The 17,087-nt window shown below is 67.0% G+C and carries 14 protein-coding genes; 4 read left to right on the top strand and 10 right to left on the bottom strand.

The window, feature by feature from the left end; all coding sequences use genetic code 11:
- The first annotated feature begins 78 nt into the window (after positions 1-78).
- Positions 79-909: a LytTR family DNA-binding domain-containing protein gene (locus tag BR78_RS0103785; protein WP_029935014.1), complete on the top strand. Its 831-nt coding sequence runs from the start codon at positions 79-81 to the stop codon at positions 907-909.
- Here the strand turns inward: BR78_RS0103785 and mobA are convergent.
- From mobA to BR78_RS0103835, 10 genes are all read right to left on the bottom strand, one after another.
- Positions 906-1,421 (bottom strand): molybdenum cofactor guanylyltransferase, encoded by a 516-nt coding sequence (gene mobA, locus BR78_RS0103790; RefSeq protein ID WP_037565924.1) that lies wholly within the window; start codon positions 1,419-1,421, stop codon positions 906-908. The genes BR78_RS0103785 and mobA overlap by 4 nt on opposite strands.
- Positions 1,421-2,200 carry a uroporphyrinogen-III C-methyltransferase gene (gene cobA / locus BR78_RS0103795; protein ID WP_029935016.1) on the bottom strand — a complete coding sequence of 260 codons (780 nt, stop codon included), beginning with the start codon at positions 2,198-2,200 and terminating at the stop codon, positions 1,421-1,423. The genes mobA and cobA overlap by 1 nt, the downstream gene beginning before the upstream one ends.
- Positions 2,193-4,781, bottom strand: a complete 2,589-nt coding sequence (locus BR78_RS0103800) for a nitrate reductase (RefSeq protein WP_029935017.1) — start codon at positions 4,779-4,781, stop codon at positions 2,193-2,195. The genes cobA and BR78_RS0103800 overlap by 8 nt, the downstream gene beginning before the upstream one ends.
- Before the next feature lie 157 nt (positions 4,782-4,938).
- Positions 4,939-5,277 carry a nitrite reductase small subunit NirD gene (gene nirD, locus BR78_RS0103805; protein ID WP_029935022.1) on the bottom strand — a complete coding sequence of 113 codons (339 nt, stop codon included), beginning with the start codon at positions 5,275-5,277 and terminating at the stop codon, positions 4,939-4,941.
- The gene (gene nirB, locus BR78_RS0103810; protein WP_029935023.1) at positions 5,274-7,784 is read right to left on the bottom strand and encodes a nitrite reductase large subunit NirB; all 2,511 of its coding nucleotides are present in this window, start codon (positions 7,782-7,784) and stop codon (positions 5,274-5,276) included. Before nirB ends, nirD begins: the two co-directional genes overlap by 4 nt.
- 226 nt (positions 7,785-8,010) lie before the next feature.
- Positions 8,011-9,210, bottom strand: a complete 1,200-nt coding sequence (locus BR78_RS0103815; protein WP_029935025.1) for an alginate export family protein — start codon at positions 9,208-9,210, stop codon at positions 8,011-8,013.
- Between the two features lie 49 nt (positions 9,211-9,259).
- The gene (locus BR78_RS0103820; protein ID WP_051683242.1) at positions 9,260-10,516 is read right to left on the bottom strand and encodes a nitrate/nitrite transporter; all 1,257 of its coding nucleotides are present in this window, start codon (positions 10,514-10,516) and stop codon (positions 9,260-9,262) included.
- A 227-nt stretch (positions 10,517-10,743) separates the two neighbouring features.
- Positions 10,744-11,949, bottom strand: coding sequence for a CmpA/NrtA family ABC transporter substrate-binding protein (locus BR78_RS0103825; RefSeq protein ID WP_029935037.1), 1,206 nt, complete (start codon positions 11,947-11,949; stop codon positions 10,744-10,746).
- A complete protein-coding gene (locus BR78_RS0103830) occupies positions 11,946-12,527 on the bottom strand; it encodes an ANTAR domain-containing response regulator (RefSeq protein ID WP_029935038.1) in 582 nt (193 codons plus the stop codon). The genes BR78_RS0103825 and BR78_RS0103830 overlap by 4 nt, the downstream gene beginning before the upstream one ends.
- Positions 12,528-12,580: 53 nt before the next feature.
- Positions 12,581-14,254 (bottom strand): MFS transporter, encoded by a 1,674-nt coding sequence (locus BR78_RS0103835; protein ID WP_029935039.1) that lies wholly within the window; start codon positions 14,252-14,254, stop codon positions 12,581-12,583.
- Positions 14,255-14,356: 102 nt separating this feature from the next.
- Here BR78_RS0103835 and BR78_RS0103840 point away from each other — a divergent pair, with 102 nt between their 5' ends.
- From BR78_RS0103840 to hppD, 3 genes are all read left to right on the top strand, one after another.
- Positions 14,357-14,623: a DUF6356 family protein gene (locus tag BR78_RS0103840; RefSeq protein ID WP_029935040.1), complete on the top strand. Its 267-nt coding sequence runs from the start codon at positions 14,357-14,359 to the stop codon at positions 14,621-14,623.
- Positions 14,624-14,638: 15 nt separating this feature from the next.
- Positions 14,639-15,985, top strand: coding sequence for an FAD/NAD(P)-binding protein (locus BR78_RS0103845; protein ID WP_029935041.1), 1,347 nt, complete (start codon positions 14,639-14,641; stop codon positions 15,983-15,985).
- 63 nt (positions 15,986-16,048) lie between these two features.
- Complete coding sequence (gene hppD, locus BR78_RS0103850; RefSeq protein WP_029935042.1) at positions 16,049-17,086, top strand: 4-hydroxyphenylpyruvate dioxygenase; 1,038 nt, start codon at positions 16,049-16,051, stop codon at positions 17,084-17,086.
- Position 17,087 lies beyond the last annotated feature (1 nt).

Genomic DNA, 17,087 nt, shown 5'->3' on the forward strand with positions numbered 1-17,087 from the left:
GAGCGGATTGGGACGAACGTCACGCAGGCGTGACGAACGGATGTTCGCGCGCGCGCATGCACGCGCTATCGTGCGCGCATGGCGACGAGGCCCCGCGAGTCGATTTCGGATCTTCAAATCTCCGGCACCGGCGCCGCCGTGCTGGCCGGCCTCGCGTTCCTGCTCGGCTATGGCGTGCGCGGCGACGAAAGCGTGCCGGCGCACCGCTCGGCCGCGCCGAATCCCGAAGGCGATATCACCGTCACGCTGATCTGGGGCGCGCTGATCACCCTGGGCTGGGTGTTCCGCGACCGGCTGCGCGAGATGATGCTGGCGCCCCAGCGTTCGCGCCTGCTGCTGGTCGCGCTCGCCTTTGTCCCGGTGGCGATCGTCGATGCGCTTTCGACTCAGATCCTCGCCGCCCCGGTCGATCCGGGCTGCGGGCTTCCGCCGACCCCGGATTTCTCGGGCTTCCTGCCCCGCGTGGCGATGTTCGGCACCACGATGCTGCTGGTGCTGCTGGCATGGGAGCAGCATCTCGCGCGGCTGCCACGCGCACCGCGATTCGAGCCAAGCTTCGCCCCGCCGACGCCGGCCGCGCCCGGCGAGTGGCTCGATTTCCCCGAATCGCCGCTGCTCCGTATTCGTGCCGACGATGTCGTGCTGATCCGCTCGGCGGGCAATTACAGCGAGATCGTCGCGCATGGTCGCGCGCATCTCGTCCGCGCGACGCTTAGCGAGCTATCCGATCGCCTCGCGCCGCAGGGCTTTATTCGCGTCCACCGCCAGACCGTGATCAACGCGCGCAACGTCCGCCAGGTCTGTCGTGACGGTGCCGGCCGCGCGCTGATCCACCTCTCCTGCGGCAACACGGTGCCGGTCGGGCGGCGCTATGTGGATGCGATCGACGCGCTGACGCGCGGGATCTAGGCGGCGAGAGCCGATAGATCGGCGCGCGTGTTGATGTTGACCAGCGCCAGCGCCGCATCGGGCAGGCGGATCGCGCCGGTATGCGCGATCCAGCCGCCGATCGCGCGATGGCCCCGCTCCAAATGCGCATCCAACACCGACCCGAGCCGCCTCGGCCAAAACCCGATCGCATGCTGCGACGCCAGCACCCTGGCCTCGCCGCCTTCCAGCATATGTCGCAGGTCCCCTGGCAAGGGATGAACATCTACCGGCACGCACAGCACCGCATCAAACCCTGGATAATGCAAAGCGGCGTTCAGCCCGCCCAGCGGTCCCGCATCGGCGACGGGGCGATCCGGCAGCGATACCAGTCCTGGCCACGCGCGCCCGCAGACGACGAGATCGTCCACTTGTTCGCGCAAAGCCTCGATGCAATGCCCCATCAGGCAGCGTCCCTCGTGCAGCGCAAGCGCCTTGTCGGTACCGAACCGCCGCGACTTGCCGCCGGCGAGGATCGCGCCGAGCACGCGCATCAACGGTGCGCCTGCGCCGCGATCTGCGCGATCTCGGCCGCGTCGTTCTGGCGGACCGCTTCACCGACGAGGATCAGGGTCGGCTTGTTCTCGGCCACGCTCCGCACCGCCAGCGGCAGCAGATCGAGCCGGGTGCGCAGGCAGCGCTCGCTCGCCAGGCTGACGTCGCAGGCGATCAGCACCGGCGTCTTGGGATCGAGCCCATGCGCGATCAGCTCGCGGCTGATGTCGCTCGCCGCCGATCGCCCCATGTAGAATGCCGTGGTGCAGGCCGGGTGGGCGAGCTGCGCCCAGTCGAGATCGAGCGGTTCGCCGGCGCGGGCATGCGCCGTGACGAACTGCACCCGCCGCGCCAGTCCGCGCAACGACAGCGAAATGCCCGCCGAAGCGGCAGCCGCGCTGGCCGCGGTGACGCCCGGGCAAATATGCGCGCGCACGCCGATTTCCGCGAGCGCCGCCACTTCCTCCATCGAACGCCCGAACATCGACGGATCGCCGCCCTTCAGCCGCACCACGCGTTCGCCCGCCAGTGCCGCCTCGACGAGCAATGCGTCGATCGTGCCCTGGTCCTTCGAATGCCGGCCGGAACGCTTGCCAACCGGCACCTTGCGCACATGATCGGGGATCAGTGCCAGCACGCCCTCGCCCACCAGCGCGTCGTAGAACACCACGCTCGCCGCGCGCAGCAACCGCTCGGCCTTGCGCGTGAGCAGATCGGGATCGCCCGGCCCCGCGCCGACCAGCCAGACCTCGCCCAGCCCGATGCCATCCTCATGCATTGGCGACGCTCCTGTTCTGCTCGATCAACCGGCGGATCGCCGGGCGGCACGAGCCGCAATTGGTGCCGGCCGACAATGCCGCGCCGACTGCCTCGACGCTGGTCAGCTGCTGGCTGGCGACGGCGCTGACGATCGTCTTGAGTCCCACGTCGAAGCACAGGCAGACGATCGGCCCGCGATCCTCGCGCGCGCCCGGGGGTGCGCCCGCCAGCACGGCGGGGCTCGCGGCCTCGCCGATCTGCGCGATCAGCCACTCGCGCGACGGCAACAGCCCCTCGCGCGTGACGAACAGCGCCGCCGCGAGCTTCCCGTCCTTCAGCACGGCCACCCGCCGCGAGCCGCGCGCGCGATCCACTGCCTCGACCCGCTCGCCCTTGGGCAGCAGCGCGTCGAGCTGCGCCGGATCGCCGGTACCCGCGATTTCGTAGAGCACGCCCCCGGCGACCTGCACCCGCGTCGCCCACAGGCACTCGGGCTGCTTGATTTCGCCTGCCGCGAGCAGGAAGCCGCGCCATTCGACCGCCACCGGCGCGATCGCGGCCGGAGTCGACTTGAACCCGGGCTGCCCCGAATGCGGATCGACCAGCGGCCGCGGCAGCAGCCCGGTGCGCCCGCCGGTCGATTGCCGGTCGGTCCAGTGGATCGGCACGAACAGCTCGCCACGCCGCTGGCCGGTGCTGAGCGTGACGCGGAACACGCTGTCGCCCTGCGGAGTCGACACGCGCGCCAGTCCGCGATCGGCGAGGCCCAGCTCCGCGGCATCGTCAGGATGCACCTCGACCAGCGGCTCGTCGCGGTGCCGGGCGAGTTTCGGGCTCAATCCGGTGCGCGTCATCGTGTGCCAATGGTCGCGATAGCGCCCGGTGTTGAGCGTCAGCGGCCATTTGGCCAGCGGTTCGGCCACCGGCCCCTGCCGAACCGGCACCAGCCGCGCCTTGCCGTCCGCAGTGGGAAAGCGACCGTCGGCAAAGGGCTCGCCGCCCCAGCGGAACGGCTCGAGCGCGTCATAGGCCGCGTTGCCGAGCGCCGCCTGCCCCGGCAGCGCGAAGAGCCGCGCGCCGTCATTCTGATACGTCGAGAGCCGGGCATGCTCGCGGAATATCTCGGCGGGCCGGTCATAAGCGAACGCGGTCCGCCAGCCCATCCGCCGGCCGACCTCCTTGACGATCCACCAATCGGGCTTCGCCTCTCCCGGCAAGTCGAGCACCGCCCGCTGCCGGCTGATCCGCCGCTCCGAATTGGTGACCGTACCGTCCTTCTCGCCCCAGGCGGCGGCGGGCAGCCGGACATGGGCGAATTTGCTCGTGTCGGTCTCGGCGATCACGTCGGAGACGACGACGAAGGGGCACGCCGCCAGCGCCTCGCGCACCCGCCCCGCGTCGGGCATCGACACCGCCGGGTTGGTCGCCATCACCCAGAGCGCCTTGATTCGGCCCTCGCCGACGGCGCGGAACAGGTCGACTGCCTTGAGGCCCGGCTTGCAGGCCATGCTCGGGGCCGCCCAGAAGCGCTCGACGCGCGCGACGTTCTCGGCCGCGAAATCCATATGCGCCGCCAGCGTCGAGGCGAGCCCGCCGACTTCGCGCCCGCCCATCGCATTGGGCTGGCCGGTGATCGAGAACGGCGCCGCGCCGGCCTTGCCGATCCGGCCGGTGGCGAGATGCACGTTGACGATCGCATTGACCTGATCGGTGCCGCGCAGCGACTGGTTCACGCCCTGGCTGAACAGAGTCACCGTGCGTGGATGCGCGGCGAACAATTCGAAGAAGCGCCTGAGGTCGGCGGGCGGCAAGTCACAAGCCCGCGCCACCGACCACAGGTCGCTCCCCTCTCCAACCTTGTCCCAGAAGTCGTCGGGTACGCTGACGCTGCGGGACAGGTAAGCTTCGTCGATCAGTCCGTTGGTGCGGCAATGCGCGAGCAGGCCGTTCATCAGCGCGACGTCGCTACCCGGCTTGATCGCCAGATGGAGGTCCGCTTCGTCGGCGGTCTCGGTACGCCGCGGATCGATCACCACCAGCTTCGCGCCCGCATCGCAGCGCGCGCGGATGCGCTGATAGACCACGGGATGGCACCAGGCGGTGTTCGAACCCACGAGCACGAACAGATCGGCTGCGTCGAAATCGTCATAGCTTGCCGGCACCACGTCTTCGCCGAACGCGCGCATGTGCCCGGTCACGGCGCTCGACATGCACAGCCGCGAATTTGTGTCGATGTTCGCTGAGCCGATGAAGCCCTTCATCAGCTTGTTGGCGACATAATAGTCCTCGGTGAGCAATTGGCCCGAGACATAGAATGCGACGCTGTCCGGCCCATGCTCGGCGATCGTCTGGCGGAAGCGCTTCGCCACCAGATCGAGAGCCTTGTCCCAGCTTGCCCGGCGATTGCCGATCATCGGGTGAAGCAGCCGCCCCTCGAGGCCGACCGTCTCACCGAGATGCGTGCCCTTCGAACAGAGCCGACCGTAATTGGCGGGATGCTCGGGATCGCCCTTGATCTCGACCGAACGTTCACCGGTGCGCGTCGCGAGAATGCCGCAGCCGACGCCGCAATAAGCGCAGGTGGTGCGGATCGCCGTCATTATTCCCCTCCCTGCAAGGGAGGGGTTAGGGGTGGGTGGCGTCGGGCGGGGCTCGATGCCCCGTCCGACGCGCATACCGATAGCGTGGGGGGCTCGCTACGCTCGCCACCCACCCCCAGCCCCTCCCTAAAAGGGAGGGGAGCAAGAATGAAAACCCTCACGCCGCCGCCTTCAACGCACCCGCGCGGCAGATCAGCACGCGGCCGGCGTTGATCTTGACCGGGATCACCGGGGTGCAGCCCTTGTCGTTGCCCTGCGCCTCGCCGGTCTTCAGCGCGATGTTCCAATTGTGCAGCGGGCAGGCGACGCTGTGGCCATGGACGATGCCCTGGCTCAGCGGGCCGCCCTTGTGCGGGCAGCGATTGACCAATGCGAACACCTGATTGTCGCCGGTGCGGAACACCGCGATCTCCTCGCCGCCGTCGACGGGCACGGTGCGGCTGCCGCGCACGGGGATTTCGTTCAGCCAGCCGATATCGAGCCACTCGCCGATCATGCGATTTCCTCCAGACGGGGTTTGAATGCGGCCATGTGCGCATGTTGTTCGCGTTCCTCGCCCGAGGCGCGCTCGGCCCAGGGATCGTCCTGGCTGAAGGTCTGCGAGTACCAGAAGCGCGCGGCGAGCGCGTCGCGGAGCTCGGCATCCTCGACGATGCGGTCCTTGACGTACTGGAGCCCGACCCGCTCGATCCACGGCGCGGTGCGCTCGAGATAGCGCGCTTCCTCGCGGTAGAGCTGCACGAAGGCGGCGGCGTAATGCATCGCCTCCTCCTCGGTCGCGACCTTCACCAGCAGGTCGGTCGCGCGGACATGGATGCCGCCGTTTCCGCCGACATGGAGTTCGTAGCCCGAATCGACGCAGACCACGCCGAAATCCTTGATCGTCGCCTCGGCGCAGTTCCGCGGACAGCCCGAGACCGCCATCTTGAACTTGTGCGGCATCCAGCTGCCCCAGAAGCCGCGCTCAAGCTTGACGCCGAGGCCGGTCGAATCCTGCGTGCCGAAGCGGCACCATTCGGAGCCGACGCAGGTCTTCACGGTGCGCAACGCCTTGCCATAGGCATGGCCCGAGACCATCCCGGCGGCGTTGAGATCGGCCCAGACCGCGGGCAGATCCTCCTTCTTGATCCCGAAAATGTCGAGCCGCTGGCCGCCGGTCACCTTGACCATCGGCGCATTGTATTTCTCGACCACGTCGGCGATCGCGCGCAGCTCGGTGGGGTTGGTCAGCCCGCCCCACATCCGCGGGACGACCGAATAGGTGCCGTCCTTCTGGATGTTGGCGTGCATGCGCTCGTTGACGAAGCGGCTCTGCTGGTCGTCGACATATTCGCCCGGCAATGCGCAGAGCAGATAGTAATTGAGCGCCGGCCGGCACGAAGAGCACCCGTCGGGCGTCGACCAGTGCAGCTTCTGCATCACTTCGGGGATCGAGCGCATGCCCTGCGCGACGATCTCGCGGCGGACGTCGTCATGGCCGAAGCTCGTGCACTTGCACATCGTCTTCGGCCCGGCCTGGACTTCGTCGCCGAGCGTCAGCGCGAGGAGATTCTCGACCAGCCCGGTGCACGAGCCGCAGCTCGCCGAGGCCTTGCAGCCGGTGCGCACCGCATCGAGGCTGCATGCGCCCTTTTCGATGCAGGCGACCACCTGCCCCTTGGAGACGCCGTTGCAGCCGCAGATCTCGGCATCATCCGAGAGCGCCGCAACGGCCGCCTTAGGGTCCGCCTGCCCACCTCCGGAGGCGAAGGCCTGGCCGAAGATCAGCACGTCGCGGAGCTGCGAGACGTCCTCCTGCTTCTTGAGCAAGTCGAAATACCAGCTGCCGTCGGCGGTATCGCCGTAGAGCACGGCGCCGACGATGCGGTCGTCCTTGACGACCACGCGCTTGTACACGCCGCGGCTGGCGTCGCGCAGGACGATGTCCTCGGCGCCGTCGCGGCCCGAGAAATCGCCCGCCGAGAAGACGTCGATCCCCGAGACCTTGAGCTTGGTCGACGTGACCGAGCCCTTGTAGCCGCTATGCTTCTCGACCAGCCCGTCGGCGAGCGCGCGGCACATCTCCCAGAGCGGCGCGACGAGGCCATAGACCTGCCCGGCATGCTCGACGCATTCGCCGACCGCGAGGACATTGGCGTCGCTGGTCACCATGTGATCGTCGACCTGGATGCCGCGGCCGACCGCGAGACCGGCTTCGCGGGCCAAAGCGGTGTTCGGGCGGATGCCGACCGCCATGACCACGAGGCTGGCCGGGATCACCCGGCCGTCCTTGAGCTTGACGCCTTCGACTGCGTCGGTGCCGAGGATCTCGGCAGTGTCTGCCCCGGTGAGGATCGTCTGGCCGCGCGCTTCGAGCGCCGACTTGAGCAGCCATCCCGCCGCTTCGTCGAGCTGGCGCTCCATCAAGGTCGGCATCAAATGGAGCACGGTGACCTTCATGCCGCGCAGGCTGAGCCCGTGCGCGGCTTCTAGCCCGAGCAGGCCGCCGCCGATCACCACGGCGTCGCCGCCCTTGTCGGCCGCAGCCAGCATCGCGTCGACGTCGCTCATGTCGCGGAAGCTGATCACGCCGGGCAGGTCCTTGCCGGGCACCGGGATGATGAAGGGATCGGAGCCGGTGGCGATCAGCAATTTGTCAAAGCCGAGCGTGCGGCCGCTCCGCGAAGTGACTGTCTTGCCGATGCGGTCGATCGCCGTCACGGGGTCGCTGGAGATCAGCTCGATGCCGTTGTCGCGGTACCAGTCATGGCCGTTGATCACGATCTCTTCGAAGGTCTTCTCGCCCGCGAGCACCGGCGACAGCATGATCCGGTTGTAGTTCACATGCGGTTCGGCGCCGAAGATCGTCACCCGATAGCGGTTCGGGTCACGCGCCAGCAGTTCCTCGACCGCACGGCATCCCGCCATGCCGTTGCCGACCACCACCAGATGCTCGCGCCGCACGGGCACTTCGGGTGCCCCTTCCGCCGCCTCGCCGGTCCAGCCTTCGCCAATCAGCTCCATGCCCAAACTCCAGAACGCAAAAAGGCCGCCATGCGGGCCGTCGGAGAGTTCCGACGCCTGCATGGCGGCCTTGCCAATTCACCCTGACCGGCAATTGCCGATCGATGCACCACCGGTTCCCGACCTTGGGAGCGGCAGCTATGTCTCGTTCGGGCGCCCTTGCCCGATCAGCGCCATGATGCTGATTCGCGCGAACGAGTTCAAGTGCGAATTTTGCATTGCAGCATTAAAGCGCCCAATCGAGCTGCAACCACAGCCTGCGCGTATCGGTGGCGAACAGGTCCGCATTGTAATCGGCGTAGCGCACCGACAGCGTCGTCTTGCCCAATTTGCCGCTGGCGAGCAGATCGAGCTCGTTGCCATAATGGCGCATCAGCCGGTCGCTCTCGAAGCGATGATAGACCGCCTGCAGCGACACGCCCTTGAACGGCCCCGCCGCCTTCCACCCATAGCCCAGGCTGCCGTAGAGATCGCGCACGCCGTCCGGCGGAGTGGTCAGCAGCTTGTCGGCCCAGCCCTGGAACTTGAAATTGGTGCCGAGCGGGAACTGGAACGAGGTCAACGCCACGCCCTTGTCGGCGCCGAGGACTTCATAGCCCGCACCCAATTTGGCCCCCGACACTTCCAGCCCGGCATCGAGCAGATAATAGTCCGCGCGATAATCGTTGGGATTGCGGCCATATTCGGACTGGGTCGCGTAGCTCGCCTGGTACGATAGCTTCGCCGCCGCCGACAGCTTCTGCGCGCCTGCCAGCCGCACGCCATAGCTCTGGTTCGACAGCCGATAGCCCTGCACCACGGCCTCGTCCTGATCGATCAGATAGGCAAAGCCGGTGAGGGTCCCGACCGGCGTCGCGTACGACAGATTGGCGAAGATATTGTCGCCCCCGATACCCGGTTGGCGCGCGCCGATGCCCTCGACGCCCCAGATCGTCCGCACGTCCCAGGCATAGCTGACATCGGCCTTGAGCCCCTTGAGCGGCGTCAGTTCCAGCCGCACCGCATCGAAGGTCTGGGCATTCTGGCGGAAAGGGCCGTTCCCGACGAAGCGCTCGTCGTCGAGTGCGATCCGCTGCCGCCCGGCCGTGACCGCGAACGCCTTGGTCTTGTACTGGAGCTGGGCGCGGTAGAGCGCGATATTTTCCGGATCCGCCACCAGCGGCCGCGTCGCGGCGCCGTGGAGCCCGTCATAATAATCGTCGATCACTGCCATTGTGCCCTGCGCTTCGACCAGTGCGGTCCACGGCCCGGTCGAGGCTTGCACGCCCGCACGCACCCGCACCGTGAGTGCCTCGGCATCCTGGGCGAGCCCGTCCTGCTCGACATGCTCGTAGCGGGCACGCGCCTCGGCGAGCGGCTTGATCTCCTGGGCACAAGCGGGCCCCGCGGCGACCAAAGCGGTCGCCGTAAACAACGTGAATTTCATGTCGGTCCCCTTATGCGGGACGGAGGCCAGGCCCCCGTCCCTCACAGTTTCAGATACGCGCGCCGCTGGTCCAGGTCGAGCGCCAGCGCGCCTTGACCAGGATCAGTCCGGCCAGCGCCACCAGTGCCAGCCCTGCGAAGATCAGGAACCCCGCAGAGAAGCTTCCGGTGAGCTGCTTGGCGAAGCCCAGCGACGAGGCGAGATAGAAGCCGCCGATGCCGCCGGCCATGCCGACGAGCCCGGTCATCACGCCGATCTCGGCCTGGAAGCGCTGGGGGACGAGCTGGAACACCGATCCGTTGCCCGTGCCGAGCGCGAGCATCGCGAGGACGAACAGGGCAAGTGCGCTCGCCACCGTGGGCGCCGCGCTAACCCCCGCCAGCGCAAGCGCCGCGACGACGAACACGGCCGACAGCGCCTTCACGCCGCCGATCCGGTCGGCCAGCGCGCCGCCCAGCGGCCGCACCAGCGATCCGGCGAACACGCAGGCCGCAGTGCAATAGCCCGCAGTGATCGTGGTCAGCCCGAACCGGTCGGTGAAGTAGATCGGCAGCGACGCCGCCAGCCCGACGAACCCGCCGAAGGTCACCGCGTAGAAGCCCATCAGCCACCATGCGTCGGGCGTCTTGAGCGGCTGGAAATAGGCCGTCAGGTTCTTGGGCGCGGGCGCATTGGGCGCATCCTTCGCCATGAACATGTATGCGACGAAGACGATCGCCAGCGGAATGCAGGCCAGCCCCAGCACCGAATTCCACCCGAAGAGCTTGGCGAGCGTCGGCGCGAACAAGGCGGCGAGCACGGTGCCCGAATTGCCCATGCCGGCGAGGCCCATCGCCTTGCCCTGATGCTCCGGCGGGTACCAGCGGCTGGCCAGCGGCAAGGCGATCGCGAAGCTGGCCCCGGCGAAACCGAGGATCACGCCCAGTGCTAGCGTGCCGGCGAAGCTGTTCACGCCCATGACCCAGGCGACGAACAGGCCGACGATGACGATGACCTGGCTGATCGCCCCGGCGCGCTTGGGTCCGATCCGATCGACCAGCAGCCCGTTGACGACGCGCAGCAGGGCCCCCGCCAAGGTCGGCGTCGCCACCATCAGTCCCTTTTGCGCCGCAGTCAGGTGCAGCGTCTTGGCGATCTCCGGCGCGAGCGGCCCGAGCAGCACCCAGACCATGAACGCCAGATCGAAATAAAGGAACGCCGCGATCAACGTCGGCGTGTGTCCCGATTCCCAGAAGCTCGACTTCGCCCGGGCCGGCCGCGGATCCACGTCCGCGCCACCCCCGGCATAATCGAAACCTTCGCGCATCAGTTCTGCAATCTTCATCGCCCGAACTCCCCAAATGCCCTTGCGGGCACGAAAAAAGCCGCCTCCGGCCTCATGCACATGCAGGGACCGGACAGCGGCTTTGCTGATGATATTGGGGAAGGCCGTCCCGGCGCTGGGCCAGCCCTCCATGGACGCGCTACATCGCGTGTCGGTTCATACGTTCATCATCCAGAAACATTTCGCAAGTGCAAAAAACTTATCTGTGATTAGCGCGCAAGTGCAGCAAGGTATCCGCCGATATCGTCTGGATCGAACACCGCGCCATCGAAGAAGCGGTCCGGACCGAGCGTGAGCGCCCCCTGATGGGCACCCACCGGCAGCGGCGCTGCCAGCGCGCCTTCAACCTTCATGCTCGCTCCGGGCATCGGCAGCCCCGCTCCGCCCAGCGCGCGGCGGTAGATGTCGGGCCGGAATACGTTTGCGGCCTGGCGCTCGATGGCGGCGTCGGACTTGACCATCCCCCAGCGCACGAGCTGCGAATAGATCCACAGCGCCTGGCTCCGCCACGGAAAGCCCGCGGCCTCGCGGTGAAACAACAGGAAGTCGGGAATCTCGACCGGCGCGTTGCCGCGGCGCAGCACAAACCGGCCGCTCAGCGCAGTCATGATCCATTCGGCCGGCTGACCGACATGTTCCGGCCGCTCGAGCAATTGCGCCAGTTCCTCGCGATTCGCCGGATCGTCGCACCACGCCGCGGCATGCGATACCGCGACCAGCAGCCGATCGACCGTTTCGGCATTGTTCTCCATCCAGTCGGTACGCATCGCGAGCACCTTCTCGACGCCGCGCCGCCAGATGTTCACGCCTGCGGCGATGATTTCGCCCACGCCCTCGGCCACCGCGACGCTGTTCCACGGCTCGCCGGCGATGAATCCGTCTATCTCGCCCAGCCGCAACGCCTCGACCATGAACGAAGGCGGCAGCACGCGCAGGCTCACGTCGCGGTCGGGATCCACGCCGGCATAAGCAAGCCAATAGCGCAGCATCAGCGCATGGCTGGAGAAGCGATGGACCACCCCGATCACCGGCTTGCGCCGGTAGAGCCCGATCGCATTGGCAAAGTCGTGCGCCGTCGCCACCGGATCCTGCACGCGCGTCGCAGGCTCCGGATCGAGCGCCAGCGCGAATTCGGGCGTCATCACCAGTGCGTTGCCGTTGACGTTGAGCTTGAACGGCGCCGAGAGGGCCGCGGGATGCTGGCTGAGGCCGAGATTCACGGCGATGGCGAGCGGCGCGAGCATGTGTGCCGCCTGCACCTGCCCGTAGACCAGCCGATCCCGCAGGGTCGCCCAGGACGTGGTGCGCACCAGGCTGAGGTCGATCCCCTGCGCTTCGGCAAAGCCCTTCGCCCGCGCGGCGACCAGCGGCGCGCTGTCGGTGAGCGGGAGGAAGGCAATCGATAGCGGCGTCATGGCTGCCCCCCGAGCAGGCTGTGGGCGGTGATCAGTGCCTCGGCCACCTCGGCGATGCGCTTGCTCTGGCTCATCGCGGTCGAGCGCAGTAGCGTATAGGCTTCGGGCTCGGACAGCCCGCGCGTCTGCATCAATATCGCCTTGGCGCGATCAATCGTCTTGCGATCGGCCAGCGCGGTCCGTGCCTCGTCGAGCTCGCTCTGCATCCGGGCAAAGGCATTGAAGCGCCGGATCGCGAGATCGAGGATCGGCTTCACGCGATCCTTGCGCAGCCCATCGACGACATAGGCCGATACCCCGGCATCGATCGCCGCGCCGATCATCGCATCGTCGGACTGATCGACGAACATCGCGATCGGCCGGGCCAGCGCACGGCTGACCGCGAGCATCTCCTCCAGCGTGTCGCGGCTCGGGCTGCCGAGATCCATCAGCACCACGTCGGGCGCCATCCGCTCGATCTTCGCCACGAAGGCGCCCTGCGGCGGCACGACATGCAAATCGTCATAGCCCGCGTCCCGAAGCCCTTCCTCGAGCACGGTCGCGCGCAAGCCGCTGTCGTCGACGATCACGATCCGCAAGAACGCACTTTCCCAAGAGCCGCGCGCCTAATGCAGGCGCGCGGCGACGCCGGTCAATCGTCGATCGAGCGCTTGTGAGTCTCGGGGAGCAGGAAGAGGCCCACCAACAGCGTCACGATCGCCGCGACCACAGGATACCAGAGACCGTAGTAAATGTCCCCGGTCGCCGCGACCATCGCGAACGCGGTCGCCGGCAGGAAGCCGCCGAACCAGCCATTGCCGATATGATATGGCAGCGACATAGACGTGTAGCGGATGCGGCTGGGGAAGAGTTCGACGAGCATCGCCGCGATCGGGCCGTAGACCATCGTCACCAGCAGCACGAGCGCAGTCAGCACCGCCACGACCATCGGCTTGTTGATCGCGGCGGGATCGGCTTTCGCCGGATAGCCGGCTTCCGCCAGCGCCGCCTTGGCCGCATCCTGGAAATCGGCGATGCCGATCGTCGCGACGGCGCCTTCGGTCAGCACTTCCTTGCGCGGATCATAGACGGGAATCCGCTGCGCGCCGATCTGCACCATGGCGGTCGTGCCCGCCGGCGCCTCGACATTGCGATAGCCGATGCCCTGCTTGGCGAGGAACGCCTTGGCGATGTCGCAGCTCGAGCGATCGAACTTGTTCTTGCCGATCGGATCGAACTGGAACGAGCATTCGGCGGGATCGGCGGTGACGGTCACCGGCGCGTCGCGCTGTGCATGCGCAAGCGCCGGGTTGGCGGCTTCGGTGAGCATGCCGAACAGCGGGAAATAGCTTGCCGCCGCGATCGCGCAGCCCGCGAGGATGATCGGCTTGCGCCCGATCCGGTCGCTCAGCCAGCCGAAGAAGACGAAGAAGGGCGTGCCGATCGCCAGCGCGATCGCGATCAGGATGTTGGTCGTCCAGCCATCGACCTTCAGCGTCTTCTCAAGGAAGAACAAAGCGTAGAACTGGCCGGTGTACCAGACCACCGCCTGCCCCACGACCGCGCCGAACAAGGCGATCAGCACGACGCGGAGGTTGCCCCATTGGCCGAACGCCTCGGTCAGTGGCGCCTTGGACGTGGTGCCTTCGTCCTTCATCTTCTGGAACACCGGGCTCTCGTTGAGCTGGAGCCGGATCCACAGCGAAACGCCGAGCAGGATGATCGAGACGATGAACGGCACGCGCCAGCCCCAGTCGCCGAACGCTTCCTCGCCGATGATCGAGCGAGTGCCGATCACGACGAGCAGGGCTGCGAACAGCCCGAGCGTCGCCGTGGTCTGGATCCAGCTGGTATAGAGCCCGCGCTTGTCGTTGGGGGCATGCTCGGCGACATAGGTCGCGGCGCCGCCATATTCGCCGCCCAGCGCAAGGCCCTGCGCCAGTCGCAGCACGATCAGGATCACCGGCGCGGCGACGCCGATCGAGGCGTAGCTGGGCAGCAGGCCGACGGTGAAGGTCGAGAGGCCCATGATCGCCATGGTGACGAGGAAGGTGTTCTTCCGGCCGACGAGATCGCCGATTCGGCCGAACACGAGTGCCCCGAACGGCCGCACCGCGAAGCCCGCGGCGAAGGCGGCGAGTGCGAAGATGAACCCGGTGGTCTCGTTGACGCCCGAGAAGAACTTGGCGGAGATGATGGTGGCGAGGAGCCCGTAGAGGTAGAAATCATACCATTCGAACACCGTGCCCAGCGACGATGCCGCGATCACCAGTTTCTCGTTCTGCGTCGCCTGGTGGTGGTCGGGCTGCCCCGCTGCTTCGGCCATGAATCGCTCCCCTTGTTCTGTTATCGCTAACTGACCGCATGCCGACGCGGCCGCAAGCCCCTTGCGCTTCACAGCGGCGGCGCATCGGCCTAAGCAGCGGCCATGATCGACCGTTTCTTCCTCTCTCACCCGCGCAGCGTCGGCGAGAGCTATGGCGAGCACGCCGCCACCGCGTCGCGCTTCGGCTTCAGCATGATCTTCGGGGGCGCGGCCTGCGTGGTGCACGCGGTGTTGCCCTTCCTGTTCGCCCGTACCGCGAGCGATACGGTCAAGAAACTCTACAGCCAGATGAAGGCGCGCCAGCCCGCTTTCTCGCAGGAGCGCCCGGCGTTCCAGCAGCCCGAGTGGCAGATCGAATACGAAATCTGAGCGGGAGCGCGGGGCATGATCGAGCACGTCGCCATCATCGGCGCGGGCTTTTCGGGCACGCTGCAGGCGATCAACCTGCTCCGCCACGAAGGCCCGCGCGCCACGCTGATCGAGCGCGCGCCGGTGGCGGGCACCGGCCTCGCTTACGGCGCGGCGCATCCGAGCCACGTCCTCAACGTCCGCGCCGCGAACATGAGTGCGTTTCCGGACGATCCCTCGCATTTCGTCCGCTGGCTCGAAGCGCGCGGCGTGCAGGACGCGCCTGCCGCCTTCATCCCGCGCGTCACTTATGGCGAATATCTGCGCGAGCTGCTCGAAGCCGCGCTCAAGGATCCGAGCGGGCGGCTCACGCTGGTGCGGGACGAGGTCCAGGATCTCGATCTCAACGGCGGCGTCACCGTCCAGCTTCGCGACTGCGTGCTCGAAGCCGATGCGGCAGTCCTCGCTGTCGGCAATCTGCCGCCCCATGATCCGCCGGGGCTCGATCCCGAAAAACTGTCGACGCACCGCTACAAGGGTGATCCGTGGCACGCATCGGTCCCCGAAAATCTCGGCCCCGACGACACGGTATTGGTGATCGGCACCGGCCTCACCATGATCGACGTCGTTCTGCTGCTCGATGCGCGTGGCTTCAAGGGCAGAATCGTCGCGCTCTCGCGGCGTGGATTGCTGCCGCGTGCCCATGCCCCGGCCAGCGACTGGCAGAAGATCGACGAGCGCCCCGCGACCACCGCCTCACGCCTCCTCCAGACCGTGCGCGACCGCGGCGAGGCGATCGGCTGGCGCAATGCGGTCGACGAGCTCCGACCCTTCACGCAGGCGATGTGGGGCAATGCCAGCGAGGCCGAGCGCGCCCGCTTCCTCCGCCATCTGCGCCCATGGTGGGACGTCCATCGCCACCGTCTCGCGCCCGAAGTCCATGCCCGGTTGATGGCGGTGATCGAACGCGGCCAGCTCGAAGTGATCGCCGGCAAGACGCTCGGATTCGACGAGCAGGCCGACGGCATCCATGTCCAGCTCCGCCGTCGCGGCGCGGATACGATCGAGACTTTGCTCGCCCAGCGCATCGTCAATTGCACCGGTCCCCTGGGCGATCTCGCCCGCACCGAAGAGCCGCTGCTCCAGAAGCTTGCCGCGCGAGGGCTGATCCGGCCCGACGCGGCGCATCTCGGCATCGACGTCGACAATCAGGGGCAGACGATCGACGCCGGCGGCAGGCCCAACCCCGATCTCTATGCGCTCGGCCCGATGACGCGAGGGGCATTCTGGGAGATTGTCGCAGTACCCGACATCCGCACCCAGACATGGAATGTCGCCCGCCGCCTCTCCAACGCGCACTGGGTTGGCGGCGAAGGGCTCTAGTCCCGTGCTCAAGCGCAGTTAGTATCAATTGACACTATCTTGCGGCGCGGGTATTTCGGCGCCATGACCGATCCTGCAAATCCCTTGGGCCTCAACGGCTTCGAGTTCGTCGAATTCACTTCGCCCGATCCGCTTGCGATGGCGCGCCAGTTCGAGCAGCTCGGCTTCGTGCCGACGCACCGGCACCTCACCAAGAACATCACGCGCTACAAGCAGGGCCGCATCAATTTGATGCTCAACCGCGATGCCGACGGCCGCGTCGCGCAGTTCCGCAATGAGCACGGCGCCTCGGCCAGCGCGATGGCGTTCCGCGTCGCCGATCCCGAAGCCGCGATGAAATGGGCGCTGGAGAACGGCGCCAAGCCCACCATCGAGGATGATACCGTCATCGAGGGCATCGGCGGCTCGTATCTCTATTTCATTCAAGACGGCATCGACCTCTACGCCGATTGGGCCGAGATCCCCGGCTGGCAGGAAGCCGAGGCGAAGAACAATGTCGGGCTCGACCTGCTCGATCACCTCACCCACAATGTCCGCCGCGGCCAGATGCGGGTGTGGAGCGAGTTTTACAAGACGCTGTTTGGCTTCGAGGAGCAGAAGTATTTCGACATCAAGGGCCAGGCGACCGGACTGTTCAGCCAGGCGATGATCGCCCCCGACAAGGCCATCCGCATCCCGCTCAACGAAAGCCAGGACGACAAGAGCCAGATCGAGGAATTCATCCGCGAATATCATGGCGAAGGCATCCAGCACCTCGCACTGACCACGCCGGACATCTTCGACACCGTCGAACGCCTCCGCGCCCGTGGGGTGAAGCTGCAGGACACGATCGAGACCTATTACGAGCTGGTCGACAAGCGTGTCCCCGGCCACGGCGAGGACCTCGAACGGCTGCGCAAGAACCGCATCCTGATCGACGGCAATGTCGGCGACGAGGGCATATTGCTGCAGATCTTCACCGAGAACATGTTCGGCCCGATCTTCTTCGAGATCATCCAGCGCAAGGGCAATGAAGGCTTCGGCAACGGCAATTTCCAGGCGCTGTTCGAGAGCATCGAGCTGGATCAGATCCGGCGTGGGGTGATCAAGGTCGACGCTTGAG

It is taken from the genome of Sphingomonas sp. UNC305MFCol5.2 (assembly GCF_000712135.1).
Lineage (GTDB): Bacteria > Pseudomonadota > Alphaproteobacteria > Sphingomonadales > Sphingomonadaceae > Sphingomonas.